The sequence below is a fragment of the Acidocella aminolytica 101 = DSM 11237 genome (assembly GCF_900129125.1).
Taxonomy (GTDB): domain Bacteria; phylum Pseudomonadota; class Alphaproteobacteria; order Acetobacterales; family Acetobacteraceae; genus Acidocella; species Acidocella aminolytica.
Genome location: NZ_FQVJ01000001.1, coordinates 143,317 through 159,071, shown reverse-complemented (window position 1 = coordinate 159,071; position 15,755 = coordinate 143,317). Strand labels below are relative to the sequence as shown.

Sequence of the window (15,755 nt, the reverse complement as noted above, 5' to 3'; positions counted from 1 at the left end):
TTGATCTAGCTTGACCGACATGCCCGCCGCCAGGAAACAGCCCGATATCGCCGCCGCCCTCGCTGAATTGCTCGAGGCCGAAGCCACACCAGCACGGGACGAGGCGCTGGCCGCCCTCCGCCGCCAACTGGGACGGTTGCAAACGCATGTTCAGACCTGCTTTGAGCAGGACGGATTGAACGGGCTGCAAGCCTCCCGGCTGCATGCGCGGCTCATGGATGAGTTGGCCGGTGTGCTGTTCACGTTTACTTTAAGGGCGATTCCGCTAGGCCCGAAAGACAAGCTGGCCATGGCGGCAACGGGTGGCTATGGCCGCGCCACGCTGGCGCCATTCTCTGATATCGACCTGCTGTTCGTCACCGGCCCCTCTCCCTCCGCCGCGCTTAATAAAGCGGTGGAGTTTATCCTTTACATGTTGTGGGATCTTGGGCTGAAAGTTGGCCACGCCACCCGCACCGTGGCAGAATGTTTGCGCGAGGCCAAAGGCGATGTGACCATTCGCACCTCCATGCTGGACGCACGCTGCTTGGCGGGAGACCGTAGTCTGTTCGCGGATTTCCAGACCGCGTTCCGGTCCGATTGCGCCGCCGCCGGACCCAGCGGCTATATTCAGGAGAAACAGGCCGAACGCGCCGCACGCCATAAACGTTTTGGCGAAACGCCCTTCATGGTCGAGCCTAACGTGAAGGAAGGCAAAGGCGGCCTACGCGACCTGCAGACGCTTTATTGGCTCTCCCGCTACGTTTTCAACACCTTCGCCATGACGGAACTGGTGGGCAAAGACTCGCCCGGCGGCGGTATCCTCACCGAAACTGAGGCCCGTGCCTGCAAGCGTGCCTGGGAATATCTCTGGACGGTGCGCTTCCATCTGCATTACGTCGCAGGCCGGGCTGAGGAACGGCTGACCTTCGACCTGCAGCCCGTGGTGGGCGCGCGCATGGGCTATACCCGCCATGGCCGCCAGGACGGGGTGGAGCGTTTCATGCGTCATTACTTCCTGGTGGTGCGTGAGGTTGCACGCGTTACCGGCGTGCTGGAACCCGCTCTCATCCGCACCGCCCTCGGGCCGCCTGCCATCGCCCCCGCCACGGACGCCTCACTGATCGCCGCGGGGTTTGTGCTGGCGGATGGGCAGATTCTGTTTGCGCCCGGGCATGATCCGGCAACGGACCCGACGAGTATCTTCCGCATCCTCATCGCGGCGCGGGACCGGGGGCTCAAGCTACACCCGCTAGCCAAACGCACCCTCATCCGCCATGCCGGGCTTGGGGCTAAGCTGCGCGGCAACAAGAAGGCGGCTGGCCTGTTTCTCAATCTGCTCTGCGGGGACAGTGAGGAAATACCGGACAAGGAATGCGATTCCGCCGAATGGCTGGCCATTCTCAACGATAGCGGGATACTCGGCCGCTATCTGCCGGACTGGCGGCGCATTGTCGGGCAGATGCAGTTCGACACCTACCATGTTTACACGGTCGATGTTCACACCGTACAGGCAATCCGTAACCTCAACAGCCTGGAAGCGGGCAAGCTGAAAGACATCGCGCCGCTTTCGACGGAGCTTGTCGGCCAAATCCAGTCCCGCCGCGCGCTTTATGTGGCGCTGCTGCTGCATGACATCGCCAAGGGCCGTGGCGGAGACCATTCCGTGCTGGGGGCGGAGCTGGCCTTGACCATTTGCCCCGCATTGGGGCTGGACCAGGAAGAAACCGAGATGGTCTCCTGGCTGGTGTTGCACCATCTGCTGCTCAGCCAGACCGCGTTCTCCCGCGATATCGACGACCCTAAGACAATTCTCGACCTGGCGGATTCCATCCAGTCGCCTGAGCGGCTGCGATTGCTGCAAATACTTACCGTGTCAGACATCCGGGCCGTCTCCCCGAAAGTCTGGAACGGCTGGAAAGCCACGCTGCTACGCGAACTTTACACCCGCGTCGCAGAAGTGCTTGAGGGCGGGCTTTCCACTACTGAGCGCGATACGCGTATCGCAAGGGTGAAAGAAGTCGTGACAACTTTGATCACGGACTGGCCGGCGCAGGAACGGGAGGATTTTCTCTCTCTCGGTTACCCCAGCTATTGGCTCGGCTTCGATCCAGAGAGCATTGAGCGTCATGGACGCATGATCCGCGATGCCAAGGCCCGCAACGCGCCTTTAACCATCCAGACCGAACCCCTGCCCGCCCGCTCGGTCACGGAAGTGGTAGTTTATACCGCCGACCATGCCGGGCTGTTCAGCCGGATCGCCGGGGCGTTGGCCATCGCGGGCGCTTCGATCGTGGATGCGCGTATCCATACCCTCACCGACGGCATGGCGCTGGATACATTCTGGATTCAGGATGCCAATGGCGGGCCGTTCGAATCCTCCCACCGTCTGGCGCGGCTCTCCGCCATGATTGAACAAGCACTGACCGGGCGGATCAGGCTGGCGACAGAAATCCGTAAGGCGGCCAAGAGCCTGATCCCTGGCCGGACACGTGCCATCCATGTGCCACCGCGCGTGGTGGTGGATAACCGCGCCTCCAACCGCCACACCGTTATCGAGGTTAATGGGCGCGACCGTCCTGGCCTACTGCATGACGTTACCGCTGCCATCTCCGCGCAAGGGCTGCAAATTGCCTCCGCGCACGTCACCACATACGGCGTGCGCGCCGTGGACGTGTTCTATGTAAAGGATGTGTTCGGCATGAAGGTGGAAAATGAGCGTAAGCTCAGCCAACTCCGCCGCGCCCTGCTGGAAGCGCTGAAGGCAAATCTGGAGGACCCGCCGCCCCTGGACACATCGTCCAGGCAGTCCGCTGCGGCGGCCTGACACGCCGCCACGAGTCCGTCATTTGACATGAAGCCATTTTAATCCGATGCGAGGCTCTATGCCTCGTCAGGTTTCACCTTCCCGCATCGGCTTCATGCTGTGCTGCTTCCTGTTGCCGGGGCTAATTGGCACCTTTGCCAGCTTCTCCATCCCCGCCCCAGTGGTGGATGCGATGCACCAGCAAGATGCGTTGGATGCGGTGCTGAGCGCCCCCACACCAGCCGCACGGCAAGCCGCCATGGCCGCATTGCCGGCAAGAGTGGATGCGGACACGGCGGCCCTTGTGATCAACGGCACGGCCCCACTTGCCCAAAGGGTGGCGGCGGCGAGCCGCAATATGCGGCACGAGGCCGTGGCACAAGCACGGGCGGAGGCTTACAAAATCAGATTAATGGTGATTACCATGACAATACTCAGCGCAATTTTTGGCGTCATGTTGATGGGACCGGACAAAAATGACTGATCATATCAATTCCTATTACGCCGCAACCGCCAACAAAAAGGATGCACGCCCCCCGCTCAGCGGCAGCGTCACAGCTGATGTATGCGTGATCGGCGGCGGGTTTACCGGCGTGAACGCGGCACTGGAGCTGACCCAAAGAGGCCGCCAGGTGATGCTGCTAGAGGCCGTGAAGATCGGCTTCGGCGCGTCCGGCCGTAATGGCGGACAGATCGTCAATGGCTATTCAAGGGACCTCGACGTGATCGCCTCACGTTACGGCAAAGCAGCCGGGCAGGTGATCGGTGGGCTGGCCCGTGAAGGCGGAAACATCATTCGTGAGCGCGTGGCGGACTATAATATTCAGTGCGACCTGAAGCCGGGCGGCATTTTCGCAGCACTCACCCATTCCCAGATGCGTGGCCTCACGCACCACATGAAGGTCTGGCGGGAATTCGGTTTCTCCGAGGGGTTTGAGCCGTTGGACAAAACCGCCCTGCAAAAACACGTAAAAACAGAGCGTTATGTTGGCGGGCTGATCGACCACCATGGCGGGCATCTGCATCCGCTCAACCTCGTGCAAGGCGAAGCGGCTGCTTTTGAAGCACTGGGCGGGGTGATTTACGAAGAATCAGCCGTGACCGAAGTGAAATTCGGTGAGACAGTCACTGTGAAAACCGCTCAGGGCGAAGTCACGGCGAAAAACGTCCTGGTCTGCGGCAATGCCTATCTGCATAATGTGCTGCCGGACCTTGAGGGACGGGTGATGCCCGTCTCCACCCAGGTTCTGGCCACCGAACCGTTGGGCGAAGAAGCCGCAGCCCTGCTGCCCACCGATATGTGCGTGGAGGATTGTAACTACATCCTCGATTACTTCCGCCGCACCGCGGATAACCGCATTTTGTATGGCGGTGGGATTGTCTATGGCGGACAGGATCCGGAAAGCGTGCGCGCGAAGATTCTGCCCCTGTTGCACAAGACCTTTCCCAGCCTCAAGGAAGCGCGAATCGACTTTGCCTGGAGCGGCAATTTTGCCCTCACCCTCACGCGTTTCCCGCAAATCGGCAAGCTGGCCCCGAACGTGTTTTTCTCGCATGGCGATAGCGGCCATGGCGTGACCACGACGCATCTTTTGGCCCGTTTGCTAGCCGAAGCCGTCACCGGCGATACGCAGCGTTTCGACGTTTTCGCCGGGCTGCCTTATTTCCCCTTCCCTGGCGGCCGTAATTTCCGGGTGCCGCTCACGGTTGCCGGATCCTGGTGGTACCGTTTCAGGGATTGGCTCAAGCTATAACGCCTAAACGGTTGCTGCCTTGGTTTTTTTCCAGTACAGGCTGCAACCCAGGCCGGCTTAGCACAGTGGTAGTGCAGCGGTTTTGTAAACCGAAGGTCGGGGGTTCAAATCCCTCAGCCGGCACCAGACTACCTAATGGCGGCCCTCTCAATCGTTAGCGCCCACACTTTCCGACATCGCTTTCCGCATCATGATATGCGAATCCTGCTCCCGGATCAGCCAATAAATCACCCCCAACGCCAGCGACGCGCCAGACAGCGCCAGCAGCTCTAGCGGGGCGGTTTTCTGTAAATCCAGAATGATGAATTTTCGCGCCACCGCCAGCAGCGCGATTAGCATGATAGTCCGGCCGCGCACGACCTCCTTGCGGTCAAAAAAGCTCAGCCGCAGGGAGCTTTTAAACTCCAGCGCGATGATGACGGTGAAGATGTTGCCGAATACGCTTTGAAATTCGGCGGGGTCGTTCGGGTTGATCTGGTTGGTCCAGACAAGGTCCCATACATCGCGCACCAATGTCAGCGTCGCCACGAAGGTAATGACGATGATCAGCACGGAGAGGGTCAGCAGAATGACATGCTCGAAACTCTCAAAAGGCGAGGCCTCGCGCAGTACCCTGAGCAGGCTCTTCCATTCCCTCATAAGCGGGTTCATTGCTTTTTTGGGCCCCGTATCAGCCATGGCCACCCTGCCCTTCCCTATTCAACCGCATTTGGCTATCCCCTGGTTCGGCCCGTTCTTGGGCTTTGTTTATAAGCCGCCTCCCGAGCAGATGAACGTTACCCGGCACGGCAGGGCAAGGTAGTCACTCTTTTGGGGCACCCGTTTCAATCTTGCACGCCCTTGGTCAGATGACGGCATGATCCCGGCAAAAATCCACAAACGCCCGCACCGCGCCAGGTAAATAACGCTGGCTGGGATAATATAAATGCCACCCCGGAAAAGATGGGGAAAACTCTTCCAGCAAGGGTACCAGCTGGCCCGCCTGAATATACGGGCGCAAGATATGCTCGCTCCAGAAGGCGATGCCCACCCCCTGCAGGGCGGCCTGCAATGCGACCTCCCGGTGAGACACCAGCAAGGGTCCCCCCACCGCCACGGCAAACCAGCGCCCCTCTTTACCGAATTCCCAGTTATAAATGCCGCTGCGCCCCGGCGGGCGCCAGTTAATGCAACGATGCGCGAGCAAATCACCCGGCGTTTCAGGCACACCATGGCGAGCGAGATAAGCAGGCGCCGCCACGGCGATCTGGCGCATGTCGCCGGTCAGGCGAATGGCCACCATATCCTGCTCCAGCAATTCACCAATCCTGATCCCGGCATCAAACCCGCCTTCGACAATGTTGGTCACCGCATCATCCACGGTGATATCTAGCACGATATCCGGATAGGCCGCATGAAACGCCCCCAGCAGCGGTTCAATCAACATGGCGCAGGGCTGGGCAGGCGTATGCAGCTTGACCAGCCCTGCCGGTTTGTCGCTCAGGCTGGCGGCATCCTCCATGGCAGCCTGCATCTCGGCCATCGCAGGTTTAAGTCGCACCAGCAATTTCTGCCCGGGCGCGGTTAAAGAGAGGCTGCGCGTTGTGCGGTTGAGCAGACGCACACCAAGCGCTTCTTCCAATTCACGGATCATCTGGCTCAATGTCGGCGGAGCAATCCGCAGACGCGCCGCAGCACGGGCGAAATTCTGCTCTTCTACCACCGCTGCAAAAGCACGCAGCCGGGCAAACTCACTTCCACGCATTATATCTCCAAATTCGAATAGCGTGTTTCAATTCTATCATATTAATCGAATTACTCCCGCGCCTAAATATGATCAGGACGGGAAGGAGTGTGCGCATGGATATGGACGTCGCAATTATAGGGGCTGGGGCTGCGGGGATTGGCGCGGCAAGGCGGCTCAAAGGCAGCAAGCTCAAAGTTATGATGCTTGAGGCCGCGCCACGCATTGGCGGGCGGGCCTGGACATTGGATATAGCGGGCATTCCGGTGGATATGGGCTGCGCGTGGCTGCATTCGGCCAGCCGCAATGTCTGGACCGGGCTGGCTGAAAAAGCGGGGGTAAAGATCGACCGGCGGGAATCTGCCTGGCGTACCCAACATCGTGATCTTGGTTTTACCAAGGCGGAGCAGGAGGCTGCTCGGCAAAGCTTCGAAGATTTCACCCAGAGGTTGATCGATACTCCCCCCGCGAGCGACATTGCCGCCGACGCACTGAAGCCTGGGGACGAATGGAACAATTCCATCCGCACCAAGGTCGGCTATATCAGCGGCGGGGTACTGGAGGATATGTCCGCCCAGGATTATGCAGCCTACGAAACCGCTGCCACGGACGAGAATTGGCGCCTGCCCGGAGGTTATGGAACCCTCATCACCTCGCACCTGCCCACCGAAACAAGCCTGCGCCTGTCAACCCCGGTGAACGCCATCAGCCTGAGAGGCAATGGGGTGACATTGGAAACGCTGTCCGGCACATTACGCGCCCGGGCGGTGATTCTAACCGTTTCCACCGCGATTTTGGCCAGAGGGGCGATCAAGCTGCCCGCGTCGATGCAGCTCTGGCAAGAGGCCGCAGCACAGCTGCCGCTGGGACGGGATGAAAAGGTGGTTCTGGAAGTTGTCGGCAACAGCCCCTTTGAGCCCGAAACGCATGTGATGGGCAATCCACATGACCTGCTTTCGGCCAGCTACAATATCCGCTCAATGGGACTGCCCTTGATCGAATGTTATCTGGGCAATGACAGCGCCGCGATTGTGTCCGAGCAAGGCCCGGCGGCGGCTTTTGCCCATGTGATAGACGGGCTGGCAAATCTGTTCGGCACGGATGTGCGGCGTTGCCTGCGGCCGCTGATCACCTCAAGCTGGACGCGCACCACCCATATTCAGGGCTCTTACAGCTACGCCCGTCCCGGCCAGGCTAGCGCGCGGCAACGTCTGGCACTGCCTTTCGAGGACCGGATTTTCTTCGCAGGTGAGGCCACCAGCCCTCTGGACTACACCACCGCTCACGGCGCACACGATAGCGGCTCGCGCGCGGCGGAGGAAACCTTGACGGCTCTGGCCAAACTGGCGGCTTAACCCGCCAGTTTCGCTTCATCCTCATTTGGGTCACCCGGCGCGGTGGCCCAGGCGAGTTCCACTAGCGTGACGATACGCCGCCCGGCGCCGTCCTGCTGGCAAACAACCAGCCCCTGCTCCTCCATATAAGTGAGCAGGCGGCGCGCCCGGCCCATGGAGCGCGTGCCATAAGCCCGGGCAATGGCGGGGTCTGAGGGGCACGGCGCGCCATCCTTCGCAGCGCGGGCGATCATCATATAAATCCCCTGCATATCTTCCGGCAGAAAAGCGGCGCGGGAGGCAATATCCTGCCAGACCGCTTCTTCCGCCATGTCCGTGGAAATGCCAGCCCGCGCGCGGGTGAGCATACGTCGGAAAGCGGCAAGGTCCGGCGCGCCGGTACCCATGCCCTCAATCCGGCAACGGACAAGGAAGTCTTGGTATAATACGCCGACAGTGCGGAATCCGGCTTCCGGATCAGCCAGAATAGCGGCGAGAATTTTATCCAGCTTGGTGCGGCGTTCAGCAAGCTTCTCGGGGCTCGGCGGCTCCGGAGCTTCCTCCGGCGTTTCCTCAACCACCGGAGCGGCGGCCATGAGTTGGCTGATCAGGTCCGGCGGCGGCGGGGCGGGCGCGCGGCGAGCCGGCCGAGGTGTGTCAGGCGGCGGAGCGGCCAGGATCACCGCTTGCGCATCCTCCAGCGCACCGGGCAAGGGCATCAGCTTAGGCGGAGCGGTGCGCGGCGCCGTTTCGGTCACGCCGATACGGATGCTCAGCGGGCGGCGAGATAAAGCCGGGCCGAGCGCCATGAAGTGACCCCGCTCTAGGTCCCGGAAGGACTCCGCCTGACGGCGTTCCATGCCCAGCAACTCAGCGGCGCGCATCATGTCGATGTCCAGAAAGGTCCGGCCCATCAGAAAGTTGGAGGCTTCCGCCGCGACGTTCTTAGCCAGCTTGGCCAGGCGCTGGGTAGCAATTACTCCCGCCAGACCGCGCTTACGCCCACGGCACATCAGGTTGGTCATGGCTCCCAGGGAGAGTTTGCGGGCTTCGTCTGGCACCTCACCACCCGCCGCAGGAGCAAAAAGCTGCGCCTCATCCACTACCACCAACACCGGGTACCAATGGTCACGCGACACTTCGAACATGCCGCCCAGAAAGGCCGCCGCGCGGCGCATCTGGTGTTCGGCATCCAGCCCTTCGAGGTTCAGCACGGTGGAAACACGATGGATGCGCGCACGCTCCCCCGCCAGTTGCAGCCCTTGCTCACTATGCGCCTCGGCATCAATGACAAGATGGCCAAAGCGTTCGGCCAGGGTTACGAAATCACCTTCGGGGTCGATGATCGCCTGCTGCACCCAAGGTGCGCTTTGCTCCAGAAGCCGGCGAAGCAAATGGGATTTGCCCGAACCGGAATTGCCCTGCACCAGCAGACGCGTGGCCAGCAGCTCCTCCAGATCCATTGATTCCGGACCGCCGCCCGGCCCATGCCCCATCTCAATCGCAACCGTCATGCCCGAGTCTATGCCTCCTTCCGCCGGTATGGGCTTATCAACCCAGCCCAGGCGCGTCGAGGTTACAAGGCCCGGTTCAGCTCTGCGATGAAACTGCGGCTATAGGCGCTGGCATCATGAGTGCGGGCATGCGCCAGCAGCGCGGCGTGGCGCTCTTTGCGCTCCTCAAGGCTCATCGACATGGCTGTATTGATGGCCGCGGCGACCATGTCGATGTCATAGGGATTCACCTGCAAAGCTTCCGGCAGCAAGCCCGCCGCCCCCGCGAAGCGCGAGAGAATCAGCACGCCTGGGTCTACTTCCTCCTGCGCGGCGATATATTCCATGCCGACAAGGTTCATCCCGTCCCGCAGCGGCGTCACCAGCCCGATACGGGAAACGCGGAACAACCCGGCCAACAGCCCCCGCCCCGCCGCACGGGTGATGTAACGCAACGGCACCCAATCGAAATCCGAGAATTTTCCGTTGATCGCGCCTGCCTTGTAGTCCAGCTCATCGCGCAGGATCTTGTATTTCTCCACTTCCTCACGCGAGGGGGCGGCCACCTGTAAAAAGCTGATCCTCCGCCTTTGCTCTGGGTAGCTGGCCAGGAACCGTTCATAAGCATCAAACCGGGCGGGCAGGCCTTTGGTATAATCCGCCCGGTCGGCGCTGATCATTAAAGCGCGCCCGGCGAGGCTTTCTACCATGCGCCGCGCCTCCACACGCCTCACCGCGCGACCAGCAAGGCGACGAAATTCCTCCACATCAATCCCCACCGGCACCACGATGGACCGGGTCACACTCCCGCCACGCCGCACTTCACCATCCTGCGCCGCAATGCCATGCGCCAGCAAAGCCGCCAGGAAATGCTCCTGGTCCTGCGCCGTCTGGAAGCCCAAAAGGTCATGGGCCAGCAGTGCCTCCAGAAGCTCATCGGCTGGGGGCAGCAGCGCGAATAAAGCCGGGGCCGGAAAAGGAATATGCAGAAAGAAGCCAATGCGGTTACGCACCCCCAGCTTGCGCAACGCGGCGGCGACGCCCAGCAGTTGGTAGTCGTGAATCCAAACTAAATCATCCGGTTGCAACAGGCAGGTCAGGGCCTGGGCAAACTGCTCATTCACGGCCTTGTACGCGGCGTACTCCGCCCGGTCGAAGGTCACGTAACTTGGCATCATGTGGAACAGCGGCCAGAGCGTGCTGTTGGAAAACCCCAGATAGTAAGCGCGATAATCTGGCTCAGCGAGATCGATGGTGGCGTAAGTGACGCCCGCAGCCTCCATGCTATGAACCGTCTCTGAACGCCCCTGGTTCTGCCGCCCTGACCACCCAAACCACAATGAGCCGGGCTTGAGCGCGTCCGCCAAACCCACCACTAATCCACCCGCGCGTGGCGCCGAGCCGTCTGATACATCTGGCACACGGTTGGAAACGATTACGAGGCGCGCCACAGCCCCTCCTCCCAGCCACGCGAAAGCTGCATGGCGCATAAAATCAGACCAACGTGAGAATAAGTCTGCGGGAAATTGCCCCACAACCGGCCATGCGTGCCGTCCTGGGCGGGCTCTACATCCTCTGAAAGCAGGCCGACATGGTTGCGGATCGCCAAAATCCGCTCAAACAACTCCAGCGCCTGCGTCCTCCGCCCAGCCAGTGCCAGGGCGCTGACATACCAGAAGCTGCATAGTAGAAAGGCGGTTTCCGGCAGGCCAAAATCGTCCGGGTCATCGTAACGCATCACAAAGCCGCCATTCAGCAGCTTGCGTTCCACCATATCCAGCGTGGCGCTGAATTCCGGCGCTTTCGCGTCGATAAAGCCGATATTCGGGAAAACCAGCACTGAAGCGTCCGCAACCTCCTGATCCAAAACACCAGATAGCCATCCCTCCGGCGTGACGATCCGTTGCATGATCTCATTGCGTAAGGCTTGCGCGCGGATGCTCCATTGTTCGGCCTCGGCCTCGCGGCCCACCGCACCGGCCATCATCGCCAGGCGCGACAGAGCCGCCCAACACATGGCGGCGGAAAAACTATGCACCCGCGCCATGCCCCGGAACTCCCACGGCCCCGCGTCAGGCTCCAGAGCCACACGCTCAGCCATTTCGCCCAGTGGACAAAGCTGCTCATAGAGCGAATCATCCCCGCGCACCTGCAAACGGCGGTCAAAGAAAAGCTGCGTCAGACTGAGAATAATGGCACCGTACGCGTCATTCTGCCGCTGCGAGGCCGCGCCATTGCCGATACGCACCGGCCCATCGCCATCACCGTAACCGGACAAACCGCTGGCGATCCGCTCCTCCAGCGACATACCCGGTGCAATGGGGAAAAGTGGCGGCAGCTCACGCGGCCCGGCGGCAGTGACATTATCCAGCACGAAGCTGAGATAGGTCTCCATCGTTCGGGTCGCGCAGAGCTGGTTGAGCGAAGCGATGGTGAACATTGAATCACGCAGCCAGCAGAAACGGTAATCCCAGTTGCGCCCCGAGCCCGGCGCCTCGGGGATGGAGGTGGTCAGCGCCGCGACAATCCCGCCCGTGTCGTCAAAAGAGCAAAGTTTCAGCGTGATCGCGGCGCGGATCACGGCATCCTGCCAGTCAAATGGAATGTTGAGATTGGCGACCCAACTTTCCCAATAACCCTGCGTTTCTCCAAGAAAATGGGTGGAAAGCGGGCCGGGCGCTTGGTTCAGCGGCTCATCCGCGCTCAAAACCAGCGTGCCGGGACGGCCCAGTGTAAACGAGGTCTCATATAAAATATGAGAAATCGGCATATCCGTCGTAGCGCGCAGGGTAAAATCCGGCCCTGCAAACCGCAGGTGGTTGCTGCCCAGCGCGGGGGCCGGATGTTGCTCGCCATAAGAAAAACCCGGGCGCAGCCGCACGGTGACACGGGGACGGCCAGAGAGCGGCTCCAGCCGCCGGATCAGCATGGGCGGGTGAAAAATTCGGCCATAAAGATTGAAGCGTGGACAAAAATCCAAAATCCGCAAGGCGTTGCCTTGATCATCCCGCAGAATAGTCTCCAGCACCGCGTTATTTCCCAGATATGCCTGGCTGCTTTCTGTCTGTCCCGCCAATTCAATGCTGAACTCGCCCTTGCCGCCGCCATCGCCCAATAAGGCATGAAAGACCGGGTCACCATCCAGCCGGGGCCAACAGCACCAGACATGCGTGCCCTGGCGATCGATCAATGAAGCAATGGCGCCGTTGCCAATCACGGCAAGATTCAAGTCAGGCCTTGATTGCATTCACATCGTCTCCTTCCAATCCTGTGGCCAGCCAAGTGCGCACCGCCTGTGTTCGCCCTCCAAAATCACGCCCGACATGCAGGCCCACCCCGCCCATCTCACGCGCACGGGCAATCGCGGGTTCATCCGTTACATCATCGCCGATGAAAATCGGCCGCCGTCCGGCAAAAGGTGGCAACGCCATGAACTGGCTAAGCGCTGCACCTTTATCCGTGCCGCGTTGGCGAATCTCCAACGCCTCATGCGCGGGCATCAGCATCAATCCTGAATGAGACGCAGCCAGCTTTTCCGCCAGGGCGGTCAGTTCTGCGCCCATCTGCGGTACCATGCGCCAATGGAGGGCTAGGCCAAAGCTCTTTGTCTCCAGCAATGTGCCTGGGCGGGCCTCAGTGGCGGCACGCAGAAGGGGGATCAGCGTTTTCAGAGCGGGGTCCGGCGTGATCACGGAGATCAGGCGGCCATCAGCAGCGCGCAATAAGGCGCCATGCTCCGCGCCAGTGGCTAGACCACAACCGAAAAACCGCTCGATATCCGGCAAGGTCCGCCCCGATAGCAACGCCAAGGCGCCATTCAACCGGGATTTGAGAGCCGCCAACAGAGCAGGCAACCCTTCCGGTATCCTAACGCGGTCGGGAGACAAGGAAAAATCCAGCAACGTTCCATCTATATCAAGGAACAGAGCACAGTCCCGCGTTAACGCGGGGAGAGGCTTATGAGGATCCATCTTTTTGATATGGCCTTTGGGAGCGACATCGTCCTCACAAAAACATTAAATTTTTGTTATCAATCAACTCAAGCCGCTTTAGTCGCCGCATGTAAGGATGCCGTCATGTTCCGGTCAAACAGCTTGCGGTTTAAAAGCCGCTCATCACACGAGGTTTGGAGACTTGGTTTTGCAGCAAAATACCGCGCCTGACATATCGGCCCTGGATAGCCAGCATGACAGGCTGACCATTATCCTGCACTGGGCGACCGCACTTCTCGTGGTCGTACAATTTCTCCTGGCTGAATTCTGGGGGTTTTTCCCCCGCCCGACGCGCCATCTGATGATCGTGTCGCATATGTCCTTTGGACTGATTCTCGCAGCCGTGCTGGTGCTGCGGCTGTTCTGGCGCATGCGCCCTGGCCGCACGCATTTTGATGACGGGGATGGGTATATGAGCCGCATTGCAAAGATGATGCATCATTTACTGTATGTGCTGCTGGCCGCTGAAATTCCGCTTGGTTTCTTCACGCGCTGGACAGACAATCAGGCTCTCAGCTTTTTTGGCCTCACGATCCCTTCCCCCTTTGGAGCATTCTCCAAGGCGACGGGCTACTACACAGACCAGGTGCATGACTTCGTGGCCTGGGGGATTATCATACTGGCGGGCCTGCATGCCGCCGCAGCCTTATTTCACCATTATGTCCTGAAAGACGGAGTGCTGCGGCGGATGCTTCCCGAACGCGGCTAAGGCCTTACCGCCCACCGAACGCTTTTTCGATCTTCTGATCCGTCTTGTATTGGCTGAGCGCATAGACGGACCAGATGGCCGCGGGAATCCAGCCGATTAGCGTAACCTGCAAGATGAGGCAGATCAGCCCGGCAAAAGGCCGGCCAATCGTGAAAAACTGAAGCCAGGGCAGCAGCAAGGCAAGAATCAGGCGCATTGTTCCTCCAAGGGTATGCCCTGTTCTCGTGGCAAATTTGCTTACAAAAAGAAAGAGGCGGCGCCAACGGCACCGCCTCTTATAACGTTTAAAATCTTACAGCTTACTTCATCGTCGGCATGGCGAACTCGGCGCCCTTGCGGATGCCGGTCGGCCAACGGGAGGTGATAGTCTTGATGCGGGTATAGAAGCGCACCCCCTCGCGCCCATGGATGGCATGGTCACCAAAAATGGAACGCTTCCAACCGCCGAAGGAATGGAACGCCATCGGCACCGGAATAGGCACGTTCACGCCCACCATGCCAGCCAGCACACCGTTGGAGAAAGCGCGGGCAGTGTCGCCATCGGAGGTGTAGATCACCGCGCCATTACCAAATTCATGCTTGTTCACCAGCGCCAGCGCGTCATCAAAGCTGTTCTGGCGGACAACGCTCAGCACCGGGCCAAAGATTTCCTCTTTGTAGATGCTCATGTCCGGCGTGACATTGTCGAACAAGGTCGGGCCAGTGAAATAGCCATCTTCATTGCCCTGGAGCTTCAGCCCGCGCCCATCCAGCACCAGCGTGGCGCCTTCCTCAACGCCCTTGGCAATATAGCCTTCCACCTTCGCCTTATGCTGCGCGGTGACCAGCGGGCCCATTTCCGCTTCTTTGTCCGTGCCCGGGCCGATCTTCAGGGCGCGCGCGCGCTCGGTAATGCGCTCGATCAGCGGCTCGGCGATCGGCCCGATGGGCACGGCAACGGAAACGGCCATGCAACGCTCACCGGCGGAACCGTATGCGGCGCCCATCAGCGCATCCACGGCTTGGTCCAGATTCGCATCCGGCATGATCACCAGATGGTTCTTGGCTCCGCCCAGCGCCTGCACGCGCTTACCCGCCTTAGTGCCGGTGGAGTAAACATACTCGGCAATCGGCGTGGAACCGACGAAGCTGACGGCGGCGATGCGCGGGTCATGCAGCAGTTGGTCCACAACATCCTTGTCGCCATTCACGACGTTAAACACGCCATCAGGCAGCCCGGCCTGCTTCAACAGTTCGGCCATACGTAGCGCGGCGGAAGGCACTTTCTCAGAAATTTTCAGAATGAAGGTATTGCCGCAGGCGATGGCCATGGGAAACATCCACATCGGCACCATGGCCGGAAAGTTGAACGGGGTAATACCCGCGCACACCCCCAGGGCCTGACGGACGCTGTAGCTGTCGATATTGGTGCCGACATTCTCAGTGAACTCACCCTTCAATAGCTCAGGGATACCGCAGGCAAATTCCACCACCTCAAGCCCACGAGTGACCTCCCCCTTGGCATCGGAATGCACTTTGCCATGCTCGGAGGAAATGAGCGAAGCGAGTTCATCAGCATGTTGCTCAAGCAGGTCCTTGAAGCGGAACATCACGCGCGCACGGCGCAGCGGCGGGGTGGCGGCCCAGTCCGGGAAAGCCGCGGCGGCGGCTTCAATGGCGCTGTTCACCTCATCCGCCGTGGCAACTGCCACCTGCTTGCTCTGCGCACCTGTGGCGGGGTTGAACACGGCCAATGTGCGCGTACCGGCACCCGGCACGGCCTTGCCGTTTATAAAATGACCAAGAGTTTCCATGCGGCGTTCCTATCCTCACAAGCCATGAATGGGCAGTACGAACCAGCACCGCCCTGAACTTCGTATTCGGCGGCAGCACGAAACACCAATTCCATTTTAACTGCAATAGCAGAATTTAAATTCTGTTTTATATCCGATCACTTATCTTTTTATTCTAAAATTAGAAATTTTA

13 protein-coding genes and 1 tRNA gene are annotated in these 15,755 nt (G+C 60.0%); 6 read left to right on the top strand and 8 right to left on the bottom strand.

Going from position 1 to position 15,755, the window contains the following annotated elements:
• Nucleotides 1-19 precede the first annotated feature (19 nt).
• The 4 genes from BUB54_RS00700 to BUB54_RS00685 all read left to right on the top strand — a co-directional run bounded on the left by BUB54_RS00700 (nt 20) and on the right by BUB54_RS00685 (nt 4,665).
• Nucleotides 20-2,806 (top strand): [protein-PII] uridylyltransferase, encoded by a 2,787-nt coding sequence (locus tag BUB54_RS00700; protein WP_048879229.1) that lies wholly within the window; start codon nt 20-22, stop codon nt 2,804-2,806.
• 58 nt (nt 2,807-2,864) lie between these two features.
• The gene (locus tag BUB54_RS00695; protein WP_048879230.1) at nt 2,865-3,269 is read left to right on the top strand and encodes a hypothetical protein; all 405 of its coding nucleotides are present in this window, start codon (nt 2,865-2,867) and stop codon (nt 3,267-3,269) included.
• Nucleotides 3,262-4,539 (top strand): NAD(P)/FAD-dependent oxidoreductase, encoded by a 1,278-nt coding sequence (locus BUB54_RS00690; protein ID WP_048879231.1) that lies wholly within the window; start codon nt 3,262-3,264, stop codon nt 4,537-4,539. Before BUB54_RS00695 ends, BUB54_RS00690 begins: the two co-directional genes overlap by 8 nt.
• Nucleotides 4,540-4,590: 51 nt before the next feature.
• Nucleotides 4,591-4,665, top strand: a tRNA-Thr gene (locus tag BUB54_RS00685).
• A gap of 21 nt (nt 4,666-4,686) precedes the next feature.
• Here BUB54_RS00685 and BUB54_RS00680 read toward each other — a convergent pair.
• Complete coding sequence (locus BUB54_RS00680) at nt 4,687-5,217, bottom strand: phosphate-starvation-inducible PsiE family protein (protein ID WP_048879232.1); 531 nt, start codon at nt 5,215-5,217, stop codon at nt 4,687-4,689.
• A gap of 166 nt (nt 5,218-5,383) precedes the next feature.
• On the bottom strand, nt 5,384-6,283 hold the full coding sequence (locus BUB54_RS00675) for a LysR family transcriptional regulator (RefSeq protein WP_048879233.1): 900 nt from the start codon (nt 6,281-6,283) through the stop codon (nt 5,384-5,386).
• Nucleotides 6,284-6,378: 95 nt separating this feature from the next.
• Between BUB54_RS00675 and BUB54_RS00670 the strand changes: the two genes are divergently transcribed.
• Entirely contained in the window at nt 6,379-7,617 is a 1,239-nt protein-coding gene (locus tag BUB54_RS00670) for a flavin monoamine oxidase family protein (protein ID WP_048879234.1), read from the top strand.
• Here the strand turns inward: BUB54_RS00670 and BUB54_RS00665 are convergent.
• The 4 genes from BUB54_RS00665 to otsB all read right to left on the bottom strand — a co-directional run bounded on the left by BUB54_RS00665 (nt 7,614) and on the right by otsB (nt 13,060).
• Nucleotides 7,614-9,110 carry an ATP-binding protein gene (locus BUB54_RS00665; protein ID WP_048879235.1) on the bottom strand — a complete coding sequence of 499 codons (1,497 nt, stop codon included), beginning with the start codon at nt 9,108-9,110 and terminating at the stop codon, nt 7,614-7,616. The two genes, BUB54_RS00670 and BUB54_RS00665, sit on opposite strands and share 4 nt — an antisense overlap.
• Before the next feature lie 62 nt (nt 9,111-9,172).
• On the bottom strand, nt 9,173-10,540 hold the full coding sequence (locus BUB54_RS00660; RefSeq protein ID WP_048879236.1) for an alpha,alpha-trehalose-phosphate synthase (UDP-forming): 1,368 nt from the start codon (nt 10,538-10,540) through the stop codon (nt 9,173-9,175).
• Entirely contained in the window at nt 10,525-12,336 is a 1,812-nt protein-coding gene (locus BUB54_RS00655; protein ID WP_048879237.1) for a glycoside hydrolase family 15 protein, read from the bottom strand. Before BUB54_RS00655 ends, BUB54_RS00660 begins: the two co-directional genes overlap by 16 nt.
• Nucleotides 12,320-13,060, bottom strand: a complete 741-nt coding sequence (gene otsB / locus BUB54_RS00650; RefSeq protein WP_073211072.1) for a trehalose-phosphatase — start codon at nt 13,058-13,060, stop codon at nt 12,320-12,322. Before otsB ends, BUB54_RS00655 begins: the two co-directional genes overlap by 17 nt.
• Before the next feature lie 169 nt (nt 13,061-13,229).
• Between otsB and BUB54_RS00645 the strand changes: the two genes are divergently transcribed.
• On the top strand, nt 13,230-13,790 hold the full coding sequence (locus BUB54_RS00645; protein WP_048879239.1) for a cytochrome b: 561 nt from the start codon (nt 13,230-13,232) through the stop codon (nt 13,788-13,790).
• A 4-nt stretch (nt 13,791-13,794) separates the two neighbouring features.
• On the opposite strand, the gene BUB54_RS00640 is transcribed toward BUB54_RS00645, so the two are convergent.
• Complete coding sequence (locus BUB54_RS00640; protein WP_048879240.1) at nt 13,795-13,986, bottom strand: YqaE/Pmp3 family membrane protein; 192 nt, start codon at nt 13,984-13,986, stop codon at nt 13,795-13,797.
• A gap of 103 nt (nt 13,987-14,089) precedes the next feature.
• Complete coding sequence (locus BUB54_RS00635) at nt 14,090-15,583, bottom strand: CoA-acylating methylmalonate-semialdehyde dehydrogenase (RefSeq protein ID WP_048879241.1); 1,494 nt, start codon at nt 15,581-15,583, stop codon at nt 14,090-14,092.
• Nucleotides 15,584-15,755 lie beyond the last annotated feature (172 nt).

Excerpts from the sequence above, each read along its gene's own strand:
- BUB54_RS00700 (WP_048879229.1), top strand. The coding sequence starts at position 20 with ATGCCCGCCGCCAGGAAACAGCCCGATATCGCCGCCGCCCTCGCTGAA.
- BUB54_RS00695 (WP_048879230.1), top strand. The coding sequence starts at position 2,865 with ATGCCTCGTCAGGTTTCACCTTCCCGCATCGGCTTCATGCTGTGCTGC.
- BUB54_RS00690 (WP_048879231.1), top strand. The coding sequence starts at position 3,262 with ATGACTGATCATATCAATTCCTATTACGCCGCAACCGCCAACAAAAAG.
- BUB54_RS00680 (WP_048879232.1), bottom strand. The coding sequence starts at position 5,217 with ATGGCTGATACGGGGCCCAAAAAAGCAATGAACCCGCTTATGAGGGAA.
- BUB54_RS00675 (WP_048879233.1), bottom strand. The coding sequence starts at position 6,283 with ATGCGTGGAAGTGAGTTTGCCCGGCTGCGTGCTTTTGCAGCGGTGGTA.
- BUB54_RS00670 (WP_048879234.1), top strand. The coding sequence starts at position 6,379 with ATGGATATGGACGTCGCAATTATAGGGGCTGGGGCTGCGGGGATTGGC.
- BUB54_RS00665 (WP_048879235.1), bottom strand. The coding sequence starts at position 9,110 with ATGACGGTTGCGATTGAGATGGGGCATGGGCCGGGCGGCGGTCCGGAA.
- BUB54_RS00655 (WP_048879237.1), bottom strand. The coding sequence starts at position 12,336 with ATGCAATCAAGGCCTGACTTGAATCTTGCCGTGATTGGCAACGGCGCC.
- otsB (WP_073211072.1), bottom strand. The coding sequence starts at position 13,060 with ATGGATCCTCATAAGCCTCTCCCCGCGTTAACGCGGGACTGTGCTCTG.
- BUB54_RS00640 (WP_048879240.1), bottom strand. The coding sequence starts at position 13,986 with ATGCGCCTGATTCTTGCCTTGCTGCTGCCCTGGCTTCAGTTTTTCACG.
- BUB54_RS00635 (WP_048879241.1), bottom strand. The coding sequence starts at position 15,583 with ATGGAAACTCTTGGTCATTTTATAAACGGCAAGGCCGTGCCGGGTGCC.